We start from the raw sequence: 16,722 nt of genomic DNA on the forward strand, positions 1-16,722 counted from the left end.
CCCGTCAGAGCCGGAGCGGGCATTTCAGGTGACGTCGTTCAGTCGTCCGATCGACGGTGACGCGGGGTCTTGTGCGCGACGTCCTCGCCCTGCTCGCGAAGTTCCACACGAACCTCGGCGTCGTGGACGGCCTCCGGGACGGGCTGACCGTCCGCGGCGATCTCCTCCATCGTCGGCGCTGCGCACCACGCGGAGCCCGTACCGACGACCTCCGCGGCCGGCGAGGTGCCACTGACGTGACCGTCGGCAGCGCGAGTGGTGGCGGGAGCCTCGCTATCGTCGACGCCGCCCACGCTCGCAGCAGCAGCGGCGTCCTCGCCCTCGGCCTTCGACTTGGCCGCAGCAGCGGCCGCCATGCCGGACTGCGTGCGCAGCTCGATCTTCGGCAGGAGCAGCAGCACGAGGAAGCCGAGGACGGAAATGCCCATCGCCGTGAGGAAGACGTGGTCCATGGCGTCCGCGAAGCCCGCCTCGAACGGGTGCGCGATGGCCTTCGGCAGACGCGAGATGACGGACGAGTCCTCACTCACCGAGTTGAGCGCAGCGCCACCACCCTTCGGGTTCGCGAGACCCTGGACGATGCCGTAGGCCTCCTTGTCGGCCATGAGCGTCTTGTCGCCGAGCGCGGTCTGCAGAGCCTGCTTGAACTCCGGCGTCGCGGCGGCCGCCGTCATGTTCTCCTTGATGCGGTCGCCGACCGTCGAGAACAGCATCGACAGGAAGACGGCGACACCGATGGTTCCACCCATCTGGCGGAAGAACGTCGCGGACGACGTGGCCATACCGATCTCGCGCGGCGACACGGCGTTCTGCACGATGAGCGTCAGCGCCTGCATGCAGTTACCGAGGCCGAGGCCGACGAGGAGCATGAACGCCATGACGACCCACAGCTCGGAGTCGGCGGTGATGTGCGACAGCGCGAACATGCCGATCGACAGCAGGGCCGTACCGATGATCGGGAAGATGCGGATGACGCCGGTGCGCGCCGTGATCTGACCCGAAATGATCGAGGCCGACATCATGCCGAGCACGAGCGGAAGCATCATGAGGCCGGACTTCATCGGCGACGCGCCGTGCACGATCTGCATGTAGAGCGGCAGCATCATCATGGCGCCGAACATCGCCATGCCGATGATGATCGAACCGACGATCGTCACCGAGATGGCGCGGCTCTTGAAGATGCGCAGCGGGATGAGCGCGTCGTCCTTCATGCGCGCCTCGACGGCGATGAACAGCAGGATGCCGATGATGCCGATGACGAAGCAGGCGATCGACTTCGTCGAGTCCCAGCCCCACGTGCGGCCCTGTTCGGCCACCGTCAGGAGCGGCACGAGGCCGATGACGAGCGCAGCCGCGCCCAGGTAGTCGACGCGAGCCTCGCGGCGCTCGTGGTGCAGGTGCAGCGTGCGCGCCACGAGCAAGAACGCGACGACGCCGAGCGGCACGTTGATGAGGAAGACCCAGCGCCAGCCCGTCAGGCCGAGGATGGAGCTCTGCTCGGCGAAGAAGCCGCCGATGACCGGGCCGAGCACCGACGTCGTACCGAAGACGGCGAGGAAGTAGCCCTGGTACTTGGCGCGCTCACGCGGCGGCAGGATGTCGCCGATGATGGCGAGAGCCAGCGACATGAGGCCGCCGGCGCCGATGCCCTGGATCGCACGGAACGCGGCGAGCTGGTACATCGTGTCCGCGAACGAACACGCGAGCGAGCCGATGATGAACGTGACGATGGCGAACAGGTAGAACGGGCGACGCCCGAACATGTCCGACAGCTTGCCGTAGAGCGGCGTCGCGATCGTCGAGGTGATGAGGTAGGCCGTCGTCACCCACGCCTGCGCGGACAGCCCGTGCAGGTCGTCACCGATGGTGCGTATCGCGGTGGAGACGATGGTCTGGTCGAGGGCGGCGAGGAACATGCCCATGAGCAGCCCGTAGAGGATGCGCATGATCTGCGCGTGGGTGAATTCGCCGGCTGCGGGCGCGGGGGCCGGCGGCGCTGCGGGTGACGTCACGTGTCGTTCCTTCGTGAGGAGTCGGTGGTGGGGGAGGCGGTGTCGGCCGCGGGCGCCACGTAGGCGTCGAGCGAGTCCGAGAACTTGGTGAGGAGCCGTTCGAACTCGAGCGCTTCGTCGCTGCTCCAGTCGGACAGGAGCGACTGCACCCAGCGGGCGCGGAGCTCTCGCATGTCCTCGATGAGGGCGGTGCCTTCGTCGGTGAGGCTGACGAGCTGGGCTCGCCCGTCCTCGGGATCCTGGATCTTGGCCACGAGGCCGCCTCCGGAGAGGGCGCTCACCTGACGGCTGACGGTCGAGACATCCGAGTGGATGACCTCGGCGAGTGCGGAGACGCGCAGCGGCTCGGCCGCGAGGGCGTAGAGCAGCGGGATCGACCCTTGTTCGGCGTGGGGGTGGGGGCGTGGGAGGCGACGCTTGTGCGCGCTGAGCGCCTTGAACGTGCCCACGAGCGACGTGGCGATTTCGCGCGCCACGGCTCGGTCGACGGTCATGGTGTCCTTCGCGGGGTGGGTGGTGCCGCGTCGGACGACGGGCGTTCCTTGGCGCGAACAACTATATGTTTGGTTGTGCCATACAAGCAAACCGTGGCGCCCGGGTGGCCGTGATCGGCTTGTCGGGGCCGGACCGTAGGCTTGGAACCATGTCGACGAACGCCCCCGAAACGCCCCGTGCCGGCTCTGCTGCGTCCACGTCGCGGGGGTCGGCTTCGGGGGTCAGCGGCCCTCAGGTTCTCCTCGTCGTCCTCTGCGTCGCGGTCGTCGTGGCTGCGGCCACCATCGTCTTCACCGGCGCGAGCAAGGCCCAGCAGCTTCTCGACTCGGGTGCGCTCGTGCGCTGGGGCATCGCCGTGTTCAAGCCGGTCGCGGACGTCGCGATGGCGGCCACGATCGGATTCGCCGCGCTCGGTGCCTTCGTCGTGCCCGAGGGCAGCAAGACCGCTCGTGTTGCTCGAGCCGGACGCTGGGCCGCCATCAGCGCCACGCTGTGGTTCGCGTCGCTCGTCGTCGTCAGCTTCCTCTCCTACGGCGACCTCGCCGGTTTGCCCGTGAGCAGCCCCGGGTACGTGGGGCAGTGGTGGAGCAACACCTGGCAGATCGAGCTGCTGCGCAACCCCGCCCTGACAGCGCTCGCGGCTCTCGTCATCGCGCTCGTGTGTTGGTGGAGCGCCACCCGCGTTACGCTCGCCTGGATGACGGGGCTCGGTTTCCTCGCACTGTGGCCCATTGCGCTCAGCGGGCACGCGGCCGGATCGACCGATCACGAGACGGCCGTCGACTCGCTCATCCTGCACATCGCGCCGGTCGCCGCGTGGGTCGGCGGCATCATCGCGCTCGGCGTGATGTGGCCGCGCCTCGGCAAGGGAGCCGCGGCGTCGGTGCGCCGTTTCTCGGCCGTCGCCACGTGGTGCATCGGCCTCGTCGGTCTGTCGGGTGTTCTCGCTTCGACCCTGCGCGTGCACGAGATCGGCGAGTACTTCTCGACGCGCTACGGTCTCGTCATCGTGGCCAAGGCCGTGTGTCTTCTCGTGCTCGGCATCATCGGTTGGCAGCAGCGCCGCCGCGTCGTCGCCGTCCTCGAACATGACGCCTCGGACAAGCCGAGCAAGGCCCTGTTCGCACGCCTCGCGTTCGTCGAGGCTCTCGTCATGGGTGGCGCGATGGGCCTCGCCGCCGCCCTGGCCCGCTCCGCCCCGCCGGTCGGTGAGGTGACGGAGAGCTCCGACCGCATCGTCAACCTCACGGGCTACGCGGCACCGCCGCCGCTCTCGGTCGAGAACTTCTTCGGCCAGTGGCGCATCGAGTGGCTGTTCACGGTCGTCGCGGTCGTCGCCATCGTCCAGTACGTGCGGTGGGCCGAGCGCCTGCGCCGCCGCGGTGACGCCTGGCCGATCCACCGCACGATCCTGTGGGTGGTCGCCTGGCTCGTCTTCCTCGTCACGGTCAACGGCGGAGCCGGCGTCTACGGGCGCGTCATGATGAGTGTCCACATGGCCGGCCACATGGTCATCTCGATGACGGTGCCCGTCCTCCTCGTCATGGCTGCTCCCGTGACGCTCATGCTGCGCGCCTGGGCGAGGCGCAAGGACGGCACGCGTGGCCCGCGTGAGGTGCTGCTTTCGGTCGTCCACAGCCGCTACCTCAACGTGGTGGCGAACCCGGCCGTCGCGGCGGCGCTGTTCTTCGTGAGCCTGTTGGCGTTCTACTACACGCCGCTGTTCGAACTGGCGCTCACGACGCACACCGGCCACATCCTCATGAACGTCCACTTCCTCGTGAGCGGTTACCTCTTCGCGTGGTCGCTCATCGGCATCGACCCGGGCCCCAAGAAGTGGCCCGCACCGCTGCGCCTGCTCGTGCTCCTCATCACCATCACGTTCCACGCGTTCTTCGGTGTCGCGATGATGACCGGCGACACGCTGCTCGCCCCGGGGTTCTTCGAGCAGCTCGGCTTCGTTGACAACCCGCTACGCGACCAGCAGGCCGCGGGAACCATCACGTGGGGTTCGGGTGAGGGCCCGACGTTCCTGCTGGCCATGATCGTGGCGTCCCAGTGGTACCGCTCCGACCGCATCGAGGGTGAGCGTGCCGAGCGTCAGGCCGAAAGGGACGACGACGCCGAACTTCGCGCCTACAACGAGTACCTCGCGGCCCGCGGTGGACGCCCCGCTTCGGGGGTGGAGCGTGACGGCGCCTCGTCGGCTACCGTCGAGAACGAAGAGGCCCGTTCGAACTCGTCGACCACGAAGGACTGAGAACATGCGCGTCGCAGTCATCCAGCTCGCCTACACCGACTCGGAGCCGATGGCCGAGCGCATCCACCGCGTTGCCTCGCTCGTCGAGTCGCAGGAGGGCGCCGACCTCGTCGTGCTGCCCGAGCTGTGGAGCGCCGGAGGTTTCGACTACCCGGCGTGGCCCGACAAGGCCCAGGACGTCGAGGGTCCGGTCGCGCAGGCGCTCTCCGAGGCCGCTGCGAACCTCGGCGCGTACGTGCACGCCGGTTCGATCATCGAGAAGTCGGGCGAACCCGGCCCCGAGGGGCGTGGACTGTGGAACACGTCGATGGTGTTCGACCCCGACGGTGAACTCGTCGGCACCTACCGCAAGATCCACCGCTTCGGGTTCGGCAACGGCGAGCCCAAGCTTCTCGAGGCGGGCGAGGATGTCGTCGTGCTTGACTTCGACGAGCCGTCGTCGGGGGACGAAAGCGGCAGCAACAGCGTCAAGGTGGGCCTCGCCACCTGTTACGACCTGCGCTTCCCGGAGCTGTTCCGCAAGCAGGTCGACGAGGGCGCCCAGATCTTCGTCATCCCCGCCGCGTGGCCGGCGGCACGCATCGCAGCGTGGCGCACGCTCCTGCAGGCACGGGCCATCGAGAACCAGGTCTTCGTCATCGCCTGCAACACTGCGGGCACGCACGCGAAGACGGAGATGGGTGGCAACTCGGCCGTCATCTCCCCGAGCGGTGAGGTGCTCGCCGAGGCGGGCCGCGGTGAGCGCGTGCTCACGCTCGACATCGACGTGGACGAGGTGCGCGCGGCCCGCGAGAGCTTCCCCGTTTTGTCCGACCGACGCCTGTGAATGGTTGTGTACGAGCGGGACGCCTGAGTCACGCTCGTACACAACCATGAGCGGAGAGATAGCGCTGGATCTGCGCGAAGAAGGGCTCCGGGCTGACACGTAGGGCCAACCGAGGGATACGCATCACGGTGAGTCCGCCCATCGCTATCTCGTTCTGACGCAGCGCGTCGGCCATGGGTACGTCGCCGACGTAGTGGTGCGCGCCGTCGATCTCGACACACAAACGTGCCGCTTCCCACACGACATCGAGGTACATCCGCCCGCGGGGGCCGGGCCCCAGCACTTGCCGATCAGGTATAGGAAGGCCGCGGCGCCGACATTCGGCGACAAAGTCCAGTTCACCCATCGATTCGCTACCTCCGCTGATGTCCGCAATCACGTCGCGGATGGAAGCGCGGCGTCGAAGTTTGGGAAGCAGGTCCAGCGCCTGAGTCATCCGGGGTGCGTGAACCAGCCGTTGCTGGACGCTCATGGTCAGAAGTGCCGCGGCCTGACGGTCTGTCTCGGCCCACGCCGCCGCGCGCACGGCTGCGATGGCTTCGTGGGCGCGCGGTACGGGGTGGGGCCAGCGCAACGGCGTGACGGTGACGCGGTGGTGTCGAACCTCTGGCGTGGAGCGAGCCGAGGCGGTGGCGGGCATGGCCAGGTCGATGCAGTTCGACCGCCACGCGCTCAAGCCGGCGAGGAGAAGTGCACTCACCCCGTCTGCCCAGGCTGTTGGAGCGGCGTCGAAGGCTGCGGCGACGATGGGCGAGCGGACGTCGTTCCATGCCACGTCGACGACGCGCAGCGAGTGGTGCCCGAGGGGTTCCCACCGGCCGAGGCGGATCTGGGTGCGCACATCGAAGCGGTCGACACCCACGAGGGCGAGACGTCGCCTCGACAGGACGCCGTAGGAGGACGAAGCGAGCTCTCGGCCCAGGGCGGAGACGTCCCGATGTCTGTGAGTCATACGCCCCACTGTCGAAGAAACCGGTGGAGTGCTGCAGGAGCCCTGTGGACAACGCGAATGTTCGAGTATCAGCGTGACCGGGCAGTCTCGCTGATACCCAAACATCGACCGTTAGGGTGTCTCGCATGAAACTTCGCGCCCCCGAACTGACCGGACGCGGCTGGCTCAACACCGGAGGCGACGACGTGCGCCTGGCGGACCTGCGCGGCAAGGTCGTCGTTCTCGACTTCTGGACTTTTTGCTGCGTCAACTGCCTCCACGTCCTGGACGAGCTTCGCCCCCTCGAGGAGAGGTTCGGCGACAAGCTCGTCATCGTCGGGGTGCACTCGCCGAAGTTCGAGCACGAGGCCGACCCGGAGGCGCTCGTGGCCGCTGTCGAGCGGTACGCCGTGCACCACCCGGTGCTCGACGACCCGGACCTCGTGACGTGGCAGGCGTACGCCGCCCGCGCGTGGCCGACGCTCGTCGTCATCGACCCGGAGGGCTACATCGTCGCGTCGATGTCCGGCGAAGGTCACGGCCACGGTCTCACGACGCTCGTCGAGGAACTGCTCGTCGAGCACGAGGCCAAGGGCACCCTGCGCTCCGGCAGTGGCCCGTACGTTCCGCCGCCCGCGCCGAGCACGGCGCTGCGTTTCCCCGGCAAGGTGGCGCGCCTCGCCGACGGCACCTTTGTCGTGAGCGACACCGCGCATCACCAGGTCGTCCACCTCGCGGCCGACGGTGAGAGCGGGCTTGCACGCTTCGGTGGTGAGGGCGTCTTCAACGAACCCCAGGGCCTGCTCGTCCTCCCGCCGGAGGCGGCCGAGCGCACCGGTGACGACGTGCTCGTCGCCGACAGCGTCAACCACGAGATCAAGGGCATCCGCCTGAGTGACGGGCGCGTGCGCACCCTCGCCGGAACGGGTGAACAGCTGCGCGAGCGCGAAGGCTCCGGGCCGGCGCTCAGGCAGGCGTTGTCGACGCCGTGGGACCTCGCGTGGTGGTACGACCGTGTCGTCGTCGCCATGGCGGGCACACATCAGCTGTGGGTGCTTCACCTCGCCGAGCACCCGGCGGACAACACGGTTGCCGTCCTCGCCGGAACGTCGAACGAGGGCATCCGCGACGGTGCTGCCCACGACGCCTGGTTCGCCCAGCCGAGCGGCCTCGCCACTTCGGCCGACGGTTCGCGCGTGTGGATCGCCGATTCGGAGACATCGGCGCTGCGCAGCATCGCCGTCACCGACGACGGTTTCGAGGTGACGACCCACGTCGGGCAGGGCTTGTTCGACTTCGGGCACGTCGACGGACCGGCCGGCGAAGCGCTCCTCCAGCACCCGCTCGGCGTCGCGGAACTGCCGGACGGCTCCGTCGTCGTCGCCGACACCTACAACGGCGCACTGCGCCGCTTCGACCCTGCGAAGGGCGACGTCTCAACGCTCACGACCGGCCTCGCGGAGCCGAGCGACGTCATCGTCGTTCCGGCGACAGGCGACGACCGCGCCCATCTGCTCGTCGTCGAGGCGAACGCCCACCGCCTGACGCCCGTGGCGCTGACGCAGGAGGCGCAGCACGTGCGCGGCGAGGCGCACCAGACGCAACGACCCGTCACCGAGATCGCCAGTGGTGCAGCGGAACTCGTCGTCACGTTCGAACCGCCTGCGGGGCAGAAGCTCGACATGCGCTGGGGCGACCCGACGATGCTGCACGTGAGCAGTTCGCCGGAGGCGTTCCTGCGCGAAGGTGCCGGCAAGGGCCAAGGGCTCACTCGATCGCTCGTCATCGACGAGAGCGTCGGCTCGGCGATCCTTCACGTCAGCGTGCGCGCGGCGGCCTGTGACGGCGATCCGGTCACCGGTGAGGTGCCCGAGCACGCCGCGTGTCACCTCTACCAGCAGGACTGGGGCATCCCCGTCATCGTCGTCGACGGAGCGTCGTCGACGCTGACGCTCGACCTGCGCGGAGTCTGAGCGCGGACCCGTAGCGCCCTCGGGCGTGCGCCGGGCTCAGACCAAAGGGGCGTAGAAGTAGCTCTGGCGGAAGGAGACCTTGCCGTCGGGCGCGAACCGGAAGAGGTCGGCGAACTCGAGCGACGCCTGATCGCCGTTCTTCAGCACGCCCTCGAACGAGCCGCCGACAAAGCCCTCGTCGCCCTCGAGCACGAGCGTGTGGACGCTGTGGCGTCCGCTCTCGATGACGCGCTCACCCTCGTAGAAGGCACGCAGCGCGTCGGCGCCCACAATGTCGGGGTAGCCGGGGCGGCGGTAGGTGGGCGTCCGGCGTGAAGATGTCGAGCACTCCCTCGACGTCGGCGGCGTCGACGGCCTCGTAGTAGCGGCGGATGTGGGCCTTCTTGGCTTCACTCATGGCCGGTGCCTCCTGTGCGCTGTCGGGTTCGGTGCGACACACGATAGGGGCCGAGTCCGTGAGCCGTGGGTTTCGCACGCGCCGCGCGAACGGCAAGATGGGCGCATGACTTCGGCGCGCGGCACCCTTCACGTCCTCAACGGCCCGAACCTCAACCTGCTCGGCGAGCGTGAGCCCCACATCTACGGGGCCGACACCCTCGGTGACGTCGAGGAGCTGGCTCGCCGCACGGGCGGCGAGCTCGAGTTCGACGTCGAGTGCTTCCAGAGCAACCACGAGGGCGCGCTCGTCGACGAGATCCAGCGCATCCGCCGCACGAGCGTCGGCGTCGTCATCAACGCAGGCGCGTACACGCACACGAGCGTGGCCATCCGAGACGCCCTCGCGAACCTGGAGGCACCGTTCGTCGAGGTGCACATCTCGAACGTCCACGCCCGCGAGCCGTTCCGCCACCACTCGTACCTGAGCGACAAGGCCGCCGCCGTCATCGTCGGTTGCGGTGTGCAGGGGTACGAGTTCGCGGTACGTCGCCTCGATGCCCTCGTTCCGGGTGGGGAGATCGCGGTCTGAGACGAATGCCCTCGCTAGGGTGGAGGCATGTCGCGCACCGTCTTTGTGACCTCGGCCGAAGGCGAGACGGGTAAGTCGACCGTCGCCTACGGCCTCCTCGACCTCCTCTCCCGCCAAGCGGGCCGCATCGCCGTCTTCCGGCCGGTCACGGCCTCGCGCAGGGACAAGGTCGTCGACCTCCTCCTGTCGCACCCGGCCGTCGACCAGAGCTACGAGGACGCCATCGGCGTCACGTACGACGCCCTGCACGACGACGAGCAGGCCGCACTCGGCACGATCCTGCAGCGTCGGGACGCCGTGGCCCAGAACGCCGACGTCGTGCTCGCCCTCGGCAGCGACTTCGCCGACGTCTCCACCGGTCGGGAGGCCGAGTTCAACGCGAAGATCGCCGCGAACCTCGGCGCACCGGTCGTTCTCGTCGTCCACGGGCGTGAGCGCACGCCCGAGGAGATCGAGCAGGTCGCCGTCATGGGCTGCGCGCAGCTTCGCGCCCAGCACGCGGTGCCCGTCGCGCTCGTCGTCAACCGCGCCACGAGCGGTGACACCGACGCCATCCGCGCCGCACTGGCGCAGGACCCCGAGACCGAGAGCGTGCCCGTCGCAGGCGTCGTGCCCGAGGTGCCCCTGCTCGTCGCGCCGACGATCCAGGCGCTCGCGGACGCGTGCAACGCGACGCTGTGGCGCGGCAACCCCGAGTGGCTGCAGCGCGAGTCGCGTGGGTTCGTCGTCGCCGCCATGTCGCTGCCCAACGTGCTGACCCGCCTCGTCGAGGACGTCACCGTCATCGCCCCGGGTGACCGCTACGACGTGTTGCCCGGTCTCGTGCTCGCCCACCAGTCGGGCACCTTCCCGGGCCTCGCCTCGGTCGTCCTGACCGGCGGCTACCGCCCGCCCGAGAGCGTCCAGCAACTGCTCGACGGCACCGAGCTCGACGTGCCGATCCTCGTGACAAACGACGGCACCTTCGAGACGACGGCGGCGCTCGCGGGCACGCGCAGTGCCCTGTCCTCGGGGAGCCTCGCGAAGAAGCAGACGGCGCTGCGCGTGTTCAGCGAGTCGATCGACGCCGAGCGACTGCTCACCGCCATCGAGGTCGACGAGGCGGCCGTCGTCACGCCGCTCATGTTCGGCCACCGCCTGCTCGACCGGGCGCGCGGCGACCGCAAGCACATCGTGCTGCCCGAGGGGGACGACATCCGCATCCTGCAGGCCGCCGACGAGGTGCTGCGCGCCGGCATCGCCGACCTCACGATCCTCGGCGACGAGAACCGGGTGCGCGGCCTCGCGAGCAGCAAGGGCCTGGACATCCGCGGGGCGCGCATCGTTTCGCCGCAGGACGAGGAACTCGTCGAGAAGTTCGCCACCGAGTACGCGGAGCTTCGCAAACACAAGGGGCTGGAGCTCGAGAAGGCCCGCGAGATCGTTCAGGACGTGTCGTACTTCGGCACCATGATGGTGCACCTCGGGCTCGCCGACGGCATGGTCTCGGGTGCCGCGCACACGACGGCGCACACGATCAAGCCGAGCTTCGAGATCATCAAGACGGCTCCGGACGCGAAGATCGTCTCGAGCGTCTTCCTCATGGCGCTCGCCGATCGCGTGCTCGTCTACGGCGACTGCGCGGTCAACCCCGACCCGAGCGCCGAGGAACTCGCCGACATCGCCATCAGTTCGGCGCGTACCGCCGAGGCGTTCGGCGTCGATCCGCGCGTTGCGATGCTGTCCTACTCCACCGGCACGTCCGGTAGCGGTGCCGACGTCGAGAAGGTACGCAGCGCAACAGAACTCGTGCGCGAGCGGGCGCCTAAGCTGCTCGTCGACGGGCCGATCCAGTACGACGCGGCCGTCGAACCGAGCGTCGCGCGCTCGAAGATGCCCGACTCGCCGGTGGCCGGACGCGCGACGGTGCTCGTCTTCCCCGACCTCAACACGGGCAACAACACGTACAAGGCCGTGCAGCGCTCCGCGGGCGCCGTCGCCATCGGACCGGTGTTGCAGGGGCTCAACAAGCCGGTCAACGACCTGTCGCGTGGTGCGCTCGTCGAGGACATCGTCAACACGATCGCCATCACCGCCGTCCAGGCGCAGGAGGAAGCACGATGACCCAGCGCGACGGCAACGTCCTCGTTCTCAACGCCGGATCCAGTTCGCTCAAGTACCAGATCGTCGACCCCACCACCGGCGAGCACCTCGTCAAGGGCCTCGTCGAGCGGATCGGGCACGACAACGCGACGATCACGCACGAGTACGACGGAGAGAAGACCCACCGCGAGGTGGCGATCGCCGACCACGCCGTCGCGCTCGAGCAGATGACGGACGTCATGAGCGAGACCGGTCTCGCACTGGCGGACGCGGGCGTCGTCGCCGTCGGTCACCGCGTCGTCCACGGCGGGCGAAACTTCTCCGACCCCGTGCTCGTCGACGAGCGGGTGCTCGCCGAGATCAAGCGCCTCGGCACCCTCGCGCCGCTGCACAACCCCGCGAACGCGACGGGAATCGAGGCGGCACAGCGCATCCTTCCCGACCACGCCCACGTCGCCGTGTTCGACACCGGCTTCTTCGCGACGCTACCGCCCGCGGCGTACACCTACGCCATCGACGCCGCGCTCGCCAAGGAGCACGCCCTGCGTCGGTACGGCTTCCACGGCACGTCGCACGAGTACGTGTCGGCGCGGGTGCCGGAACTGCTCGGCGCCGATCCGGCCTCCCTCAAGCAGATCGTCTGCCACCTCGGCAACGGTGCCTCGATGTCGGCCATCGACGGCGGTCGTGCCGTGGAGACGTCGATGGGTGTGACGCCGCTGGAGGGCCTCGTCATGGGCACGCGCGGCGGCGACATCGACCCCGGTGCCGTGTTGCACCTCAACCGCGTCGCGGGGCTCGGCGTCGACGAGATCGACACCCTCCTCAACAGGGGCTCGGGCATCCTCGGCATGGCCGGTGCGACCGACTTCCGCGACCTCATGGAGCGCGTCGGGGCGGGTGACGAGACGGCGACGCTCGCGTTCGACGTTTACGTGCACCGCCTCGTCAAGTACATCGGCGCCTACACATCGGTTCTCGGTGGCGTCGACGCCGTGACGTTCACCGCCGGCGTCGGCGAGAACAACGCCGCGGTCCGGGCCGCCGTCTGCGAGCGTCTCGCGTGGCTCGGCGTCGAGCTCGACGAGGCCGCGAACGAGGTGCGCAGCGACGACCCGCGCGTCGTCTCGACTCCCGCCTCGAAGGTGGCCCTCTGCGTCGTGCCGACGAACGAGGAACTCGCCATCGCTCAGCACACCGTGGCCGTCATCGACTGAGCACCGTAGTGCCCGACCGGAGTCGTGCACAGCGATGTCAGCGAATTTTCACCTATCCTCCGCCCCGACGTCACCCCGCCTCTCCTAGCCTTGACCTCGCACAAGGGAACGCAGTACCCGGGGCGCACATGAAGATTCGATCGATCTTCTCGACCGTTCTGTCGGGCACGGTCGTGGCGCCGTTCGCCGCGTGGGGAGTCAGCGCGGCGGGTGCGGCACCCCATCCGTCGCCGGGAGCCGGAACCGTCGCACCCACGTCGCCCTCCGCACCGCAGGTGGTACCCGGCGCCGAGCCCACCACGACGGTGCCCGGTAACGCTTCGAGCACACCGCCGACGCCCACACCCTCGGCGTCCTCCCCGGCGACGAGCAGCAGCACGACTTCGTCACCGCCCACGCCGACGCCTACGGAGCCGACGAGCACCTCTCCCACCCCGGCGCCGATCCCCGTGGGTCCGCACGTCGCCACCGCCACCGGCATCGGAGCCCTCGGCAAGCCGACGAGCACCGAGCAACGGTGGTACCGAGCCGGTGGTGGTTATGCGCGCCACTTCGAGAGGGGCCTCGCCCTGATCGCCGTGGACGCTTCGGGACGGCCGATTCCGACGATGGGTGGTGTGGTGCTCGACGGCTTTGCGGAGTACTACAAGGCGCATCCGAACACCGGCTGGCCGGTGAGCCCTCAGATGTCGGACGCGAAGGGTCTCTGGCAGCGGTTCGACTCGCCGAACCACGCGTACCGGGGCGCGCTCATGCGCGCCTCGGCCTCCGCCCCGATCCACGGGGTCGAGTCACGGGTCTACGACTACTACGTCTCGAATCCCGCCGTTCGATAGATGGTTGGGAGCGCGACGGCGTCGTCGTCCGCGGTGAAGGCCTGGACGCGAGTCGGCGGCGGCCTCGTTCATCCCTTCGCCGGCGGCTGGGTGACGGTGGCCAACTCAGGTGCGAAGGCCGTGGTGCCGGCGTCGTTCAAGCCGAACACGCGGGTGCCCGGCACGACGAAGTTCGCCTGGGACGGCATGTATGCCCACGGGTGGCCCAAGGGGCTCCCGACCACGCGGTGCGGTGGTGCGGCGATCCTGACGGAGAAGGGCACGGGATACGCGATGGGCGACACCCGGCGGTGCCCGAGTGCGAAATACGCCCAGGCAGAACATGTACGGGAAGGTCGACGGTTTCCCACGCGCGGCCAACCCGGGCACGTCCAACCACGGCTACGGGCGAGCGATGGATCTCCTCGGTAACACGAGTGCGCTGGCTGAAGGGCGCGGTGCTTCTCCGTTCAAGTTCGGTACCGCGGCTGATAGGTGGCTGAGCAACAACGGCAAGGCCTACGGGTGGGACCGCCCCGAGCACCTGGACCAGAACGGATCGAACCCCGAGTACTGGCACTACAACTGGATCGGCTGAGTTCGAAACGCTCGCTAGCCTGGGCTCCATGCCGCTTCCCCTGCCGATCGCTACCGCGCGCACGACCCTTCGTCCGTTCACCGACAATGACGTCGACGACCTGCTCGACTATCACGCGCGCCCCGGCGTGGCCCGCTATCTGCTCAAGGGGCCGCTCGACCGTGCCGGCGTGATCGCGAAGATCGAGCAGCACAAGACTCAGATCGGGCTCGACACGGACGCCCGAGCCGTGGCCGTCGCCGTCGAGTACGAAGGCTCCGTCGTCGGTGACGTCGGCATCTGGCTTCTCGACGAGACGAACGAACGGGCCGAGACCGGGTGGGTGTTCTCCCCGGAGGTGGCAGGGAAGGGGTTGGCGACCGAGGCTGTGGCGGCCTTCATCGACGCCGTCTTCGCACACTTCCCGCTGCACCGCCTCGAAGCGCAGATGGACGGTCGCAACGATGCCTCCGCGCGCCTGTGTGAGCGCCTCGGGATGACGCGGGAGGCGTACCTGCGCGAGGACTTCTGGTCGAAGGGCGAATGGACCGACACGATCAAGTACGGATTGCTCGCCTCCGACCGGACGAAGTAGCCGCAGAAAAGCCGAGTGGCCCGGCACCCGGGTTGGGGTGTCGGGCCACTCGCGTGGAGCGTTCGGATCAGAACGCAGCTTCGGGGACGTCCATGAGGGCGCCGTCCTCGGCGAGGGTGATGGCCTTCTCCGACGCCATGCGCGGCAGCACCGTGCGCGCGAAGAACTGCGCGGCGGCCACCTTGCCGGTGTAGAAGTCCTCGTCCTTGCCGGCGTCACCCGCGTCGAGACGGGCCTGCGCGACGACGGCGGCCTTGAGCAGCAGCCAGCCGATGACGACGTCGCCCGCAGCGAGCAGCAGGCGCGTCGACGTCAGGCCGACCTTGTAGGCGTCCGTCGGCTTCTCGAGCGAGTTGATCGCAGCGCCGAACATGAACTCGCCCATGTCCTTGAGGTCGGTCGCGGCCTGGCCGAGCAGGCCGGCCTCACGCTGCAGCGAGGCCGGAGCCTCGGAGATCGTGGCCATGATCTGCTTCTGCAGCTCACCGAGTGCGACGCCCTGGTCCTTGACGATCTTGCGGAAGAAGAAGTCGAGGCCCTGAATGGCGGTTGTGCCTTCGTACAGCGTGTCGATCTTCGCGTCACGCACGTACTGCTCGACGGGGTACTCCTTGAGGAAGCCCGAACCGCCGTACGTCTGCAGCGACTCGGTGCCGAGCAGGACCCAGGCGCGCTCCGAGCCGACGCCCTTGACGATGGGCAGCAGCAGGTCGTTGAGGCGAGCGGCCAGCTCTGCCTCGGTGCCCTCTTCGAGCTCGACGGCCGGGTTGCCCTTCTGCGCCTGGTCGACGATGTCCTGCTGGCACGCCGTGTAGACGACGAGCGAGCGCAGACCCTCGGCGTATGCCTTCTGCAGCATGAGGCTGCGGCGAACGTCCGGGTGGTGGGTGATCGTGACGCGCGGGGCGTCCTTGGCCGGCGTCGTCATGTCGGCGCCCTGGACGCGCTCCTTGGCGTACTCGAGCGCGTTGAGGTAACCGGTCGAGAGCGTCGCGATGGCCTTCGTGCCGACGAACATGCGGGCGTTCTCGATGACCTTGAACATCTGCGCGATGCCGTCGTGGACATCGCCGAGCAGCGTGCCGACGGCCGGGTGCTCGTCACCGAAGGTGACCTCGCAGGTCGTGGAGACCTTGAGGCCCATCTTGTCCTCGACGTTCGTCACGTAGGCGCCGTTGCGCTCGCCGAGCTCACCGGTCTCGAGGTCGACGTGGTACTTCGGGACGATGAAGAGCGACAGGCCCTTCGTGCCGGGGCCGGCGCCCTCGGGGCGGGCCAGGACGAAGTGGACGACGTTGTCGACCATGTCCGACTCGGCCGAGGTGATGAAGCGCTTGACGCCCGTGATGTTCCACGTGCCGTCGTCGTTCTGCGTGGCCTTGGTGCGGCCGGCGCCGACGTCCGAACCGGCGTCGGGCTCCGTGAGCACCATGGTGCAGTGCCAGGCGCCGTCGACGATGTGCTTGGCGAGCTTCTTCTGCTCGTCGTTACCCATGTAGTACAGGAGGGAAGCGAACGCGTAGCTGGCGGAGAACATGTGGACGGCCGGGTTGGCGCCGCAGACGAGCTCGGCGAGCGACCAACGCACCGACGGCGGAACCTTCATGCCCTCGAGCTCGACGGGGGCGTCGAGCATGCCCCAGCCTGCGTCGATGTATGCGGAGTAGGACTTCTTGAACGACTCGGGCATCGTGACCGACTTCGTCGCCGGGTCGTAGACCGGCGGGTTGCGGTCGGAGTCGACGAGGCTGGCGCTCAGGTCGCCCTCGGCGAGCTTCGCCACCTGGTGGACGATGTCGCGGGCCACGTCCTTGTCGACGTCTTCGTAGATGCCGGTGCCCAGGACGTCCTGGCGGTTGAACACCTCGAAGAGGTTGAACTCGATGTCGCGAACGTTGCTCTTGTAGTGAGTCACGGATCCTCCGCAGCGTGAAAAATGGGTCTCCTGCATTGTGCTACTCGCGAGTAATGC

Annotated in this window: 15 protein-coding genes; 9 read left to right on the plus strand and 6 right to left on the minus strand. The window is 68.5% G+C overall.

Annotated features, from left to right (window positions below; genetic code table 11):
- Positions 1-38: 38 nt before the first annotated feature.
- Positions 39-2,012 (minus strand): MDR family MFS transporter, encoded by a 1,974-nt coding sequence (locus K9D12_RS08105; RefSeq protein ID WP_304988626.1) that lies wholly within the window; start codon positions 2,010-2,012, stop codon positions 39-41.
- Positions 2,009-2,506 carry a MarR family winged helix-turn-helix transcriptional regulator gene (locus K9D12_RS08110; protein WP_223059907.1) on the minus strand — a complete coding sequence of 166 codons (498 nt, stop codon included), beginning with the start codon at positions 2,504-2,506 and terminating at the stop codon, positions 2,009-2,011. The genes K9D12_RS08105 and K9D12_RS08110 overlap by 4 nt, the downstream gene beginning before the upstream one ends.
- 149 nt (positions 2,507-2,655) lie before the next feature.
- Between K9D12_RS08110 and K9D12_RS08115 the strand changes: the two genes are divergently transcribed.
- Complete coding sequence (locus tag K9D12_RS08115; RefSeq protein ID WP_223059908.1) at positions 2,656-4,767, plus strand: cytochrome c oxidase assembly protein; 2,112 nt, start codon at positions 2,656-2,658, stop codon at positions 4,765-4,767.
- Positions 4,768-4,771: 4 nt separating this feature from the next.
- Positions 4,772-5,593: a carbon-nitrogen family hydrolase gene (locus K9D12_RS08120; RefSeq protein WP_223059909.1), complete on the plus strand. Its 822-nt coding sequence runs from the start codon at positions 4,772-4,774 to the stop codon at positions 5,591-5,593.
- A 28-nt stretch (positions 5,594-5,621) separates the two neighbouring features.
- Here the strand turns inward: K9D12_RS08120 and K9D12_RS08125 are convergent, their stop codons facing one another.
- Entirely contained in the window at positions 5,622-6,545 is a 924-nt protein-coding gene (locus K9D12_RS08125; protein WP_223059910.1) for a DUF559 domain-containing protein, read from the minus strand.
- A gap of 125 nt (positions 6,546-6,670) precedes the next feature.
- Here K9D12_RS08125 and K9D12_RS08130 point away from each other — a divergent pair, with 125 nt between their 5' ends.
- The gene (locus K9D12_RS08130) at positions 6,671-8,497 is read left to right on the plus strand and encodes an NHL domain-containing thioredoxin family protein (RefSeq protein WP_223059911.1); all 1,827 of its coding nucleotides are present in this window, start codon (positions 6,671-6,673) and stop codon (positions 8,495-8,497) included.
- A 36-nt stretch (positions 8,498-8,533) separates the two neighbouring features.
- On the opposite strand, the gene K9D12_RS14865 is transcribed toward K9D12_RS08130, so the two are convergent.
- Together K9D12_RS14865 and K9D12_RS14870 are read right to left on the minus strand one after the other, a co-directional pair.
- Entirely contained in the window at positions 8,534-8,767 is a 234-nt protein-coding gene (locus tag K9D12_RS14865; RefSeq protein ID WP_259920505.1) for a nuclear transport factor 2 family protein, read from the minus strand.
- Positions 8,730-8,894 (minus strand): hypothetical protein, encoded by a 165-nt coding sequence (locus tag K9D12_RS14870; protein ID WP_225911070.1) that lies wholly within the window; start codon positions 8,892-8,894, stop codon positions 8,730-8,732. Before K9D12_RS14870 ends, K9D12_RS14865 begins: the two co-directional genes overlap by 38 nt.
- 105 nt (positions 8,895-8,999) lie before the next feature.
- Here K9D12_RS14870 and aroQ point away from each other — a divergent pair, with 105 nt between their 5' ends.
- The 6 genes from aroQ to K9D12_RS08165 all read left to right on the plus strand — a co-directional run bounded on the left by aroQ (position 9,000) and on the right by K9D12_RS08165 (position 14,750).
- The gene (gene aroQ / locus K9D12_RS08140; protein ID WP_223059912.1) at positions 9,000-9,464 is read left to right on the plus strand and encodes a type II 3-dehydroquinate dehydratase; all 465 of its coding nucleotides are present in this window, start codon (positions 9,000-9,002) and stop codon (positions 9,462-9,464) included.
- A gap of 27 nt (positions 9,465-9,491) precedes the next feature.
- A complete protein-coding gene (gene pta, locus K9D12_RS08145) occupies positions 9,492-11,567 on the plus strand; it encodes a phosphate acetyltransferase (RefSeq protein ID WP_223059913.1) in 2,076 nt (691 codons plus the stop codon).
- Positions 11,564-12,763, plus strand: a complete 1,200-nt coding sequence (locus K9D12_RS08150) for an acetate/propionate family kinase (protein ID WP_223059914.1) — start codon at positions 11,564-11,566, stop codon at positions 12,761-12,763. Before pta ends, K9D12_RS08150 begins: the two co-directional genes overlap by 4 nt.
- A 128-nt stretch (positions 12,764-12,891) precedes the next feature.
- The gene (locus K9D12_RS08155) at positions 12,892-13,599 is read left to right on the plus strand and encodes a hypothetical protein (RefSeq protein ID WP_223059915.1); all 708 of its coding nucleotides are present in this window, start codon (positions 12,892-12,894) and stop codon (positions 13,597-13,599) included.
- A 322-nt stretch (positions 13,600-13,921) separates the two neighbouring features.
- Entirely contained in the window at positions 13,922-14,176 is a 255-nt protein-coding gene (locus K9D12_RS08160) for a D-alanyl-D-alanine carboxypeptidase family protein (RefSeq protein ID WP_223059916.1), read from the plus strand.
- Between the two features lie 28 nt (positions 14,177-14,204).
- Positions 14,205-14,750 (plus strand): GNAT family N-acetyltransferase, encoded by a 546-nt coding sequence (locus K9D12_RS08165; protein ID WP_223059917.1) that lies wholly within the window; start codon positions 14,205-14,207, stop codon positions 14,748-14,750.
- A 67-nt stretch (positions 14,751-14,817) separates the two neighbouring features.
- On the opposite strand, the gene K9D12_RS08170 is transcribed toward K9D12_RS08165, so the two are convergent.
- The gene (locus tag K9D12_RS08170) at positions 14,818-16,665 is read right to left on the minus strand and encodes an acyl-CoA dehydrogenase (protein WP_223059918.1); all 1,848 of its coding nucleotides are present in this window, start codon (positions 16,663-16,665) and stop codon (positions 14,818-14,820) included.
- Positions 16,666-16,722: the final 57 nt, after the last annotated feature.

The organism is Dermacoccus sp. Tok2021 (genome assembly GCF_019895135.1).
Taxonomy (GTDB): domain Bacteria; phylum Actinomycetota; class Actinomycetes; order Actinomycetales; family Dermatophilaceae; genus Dermacoccus; species Dermacoccus abyssi.

What these genes read in the sequence shown, in the direction of transcription:
- K9D12_RS14870 (WP_225911070.1), bottom strand. Translation starts at nt 8,894, where the DNA reads ATGAGTGAAGCCAAGAAGGCCCACATCCGCCGCTACTACGAGGCCGTC.
- K9D12_RS08150 (WP_223059914.1), top strand. Translation starts at nt 11,564, where the DNA reads ATGACCCAGCGCGACGGCAACGTCCTCGTTCTCAACGCCGGATCCAGT.
- K9D12_RS08165 (WP_223059917.1), top strand. Translation starts at nt 14,205, where the DNA reads ATGCCGCTTCCCCTGCCGATCGCTACCGCGCGCACGACCCTTCGTCCG.
- aroQ (WP_223059912.1), top strand. Translation starts at nt 9,000, where the DNA reads ATGACTTCGGCGCGCGGCACCCTTCACGTCCTCAACGGCCCGAACCTC.
- K9D12_RS08155 (WP_223059915.1), top strand. Translation starts at nt 12,892, where the DNA reads ATGAAGATTCGATCGATCTTCTCGACCGTTCTGTCGGGCACGGTCGTG.
- K9D12_RS08120 (WP_223059909.1), top strand. Translation starts at nt 4,772, where the DNA reads ATGCGCGTCGCAGTCATCCAGCTCGCCTACACCGACTCGGAGCCGATG.
- K9D12_RS08125 (WP_223059910.1), bottom strand. Translation starts at nt 6,545, where the DNA reads ATGACTCACAGACATCGGGACGTCTCCGCCCTGGGCCGAGAGCTCGCT.
- K9D12_RS08115 (WP_223059908.1), top strand. Translation starts at nt 2,656, where the DNA reads ATGTCGACGAACGCCCCCGAAACGCCCCGTGCCGGCTCTGCTGCGTCC.
- pta (WP_223059913.1), top strand. Translation starts at nt 9,492, where the DNA reads ATGTCGCGCACCGTCTTTGTGACCTCGGCCGAAGGCGAGACGGGTAAG.
- K9D12_RS08130 (WP_223059911.1), top strand. Translation starts at nt 6,671, where the DNA reads ATGAAACTTCGCGCCCCCGAACTGACCGGACGCGGCTGGCTCAACACC.
- K9D12_RS08160 (WP_223059916.1), top strand. Translation starts at nt 13,922, where the DNA reads ATGTACGGGAAGGTCGACGGTTTCCCACGCGCGGCCAACCCGGGCACG.
- K9D12_RS08110 (WP_223059907.1), bottom strand. Translation starts at nt 2,506, where the DNA reads ATGACCGTCGACCGAGCCGTGGCGCGCGAAATCGCCACGTCGCTCGTG.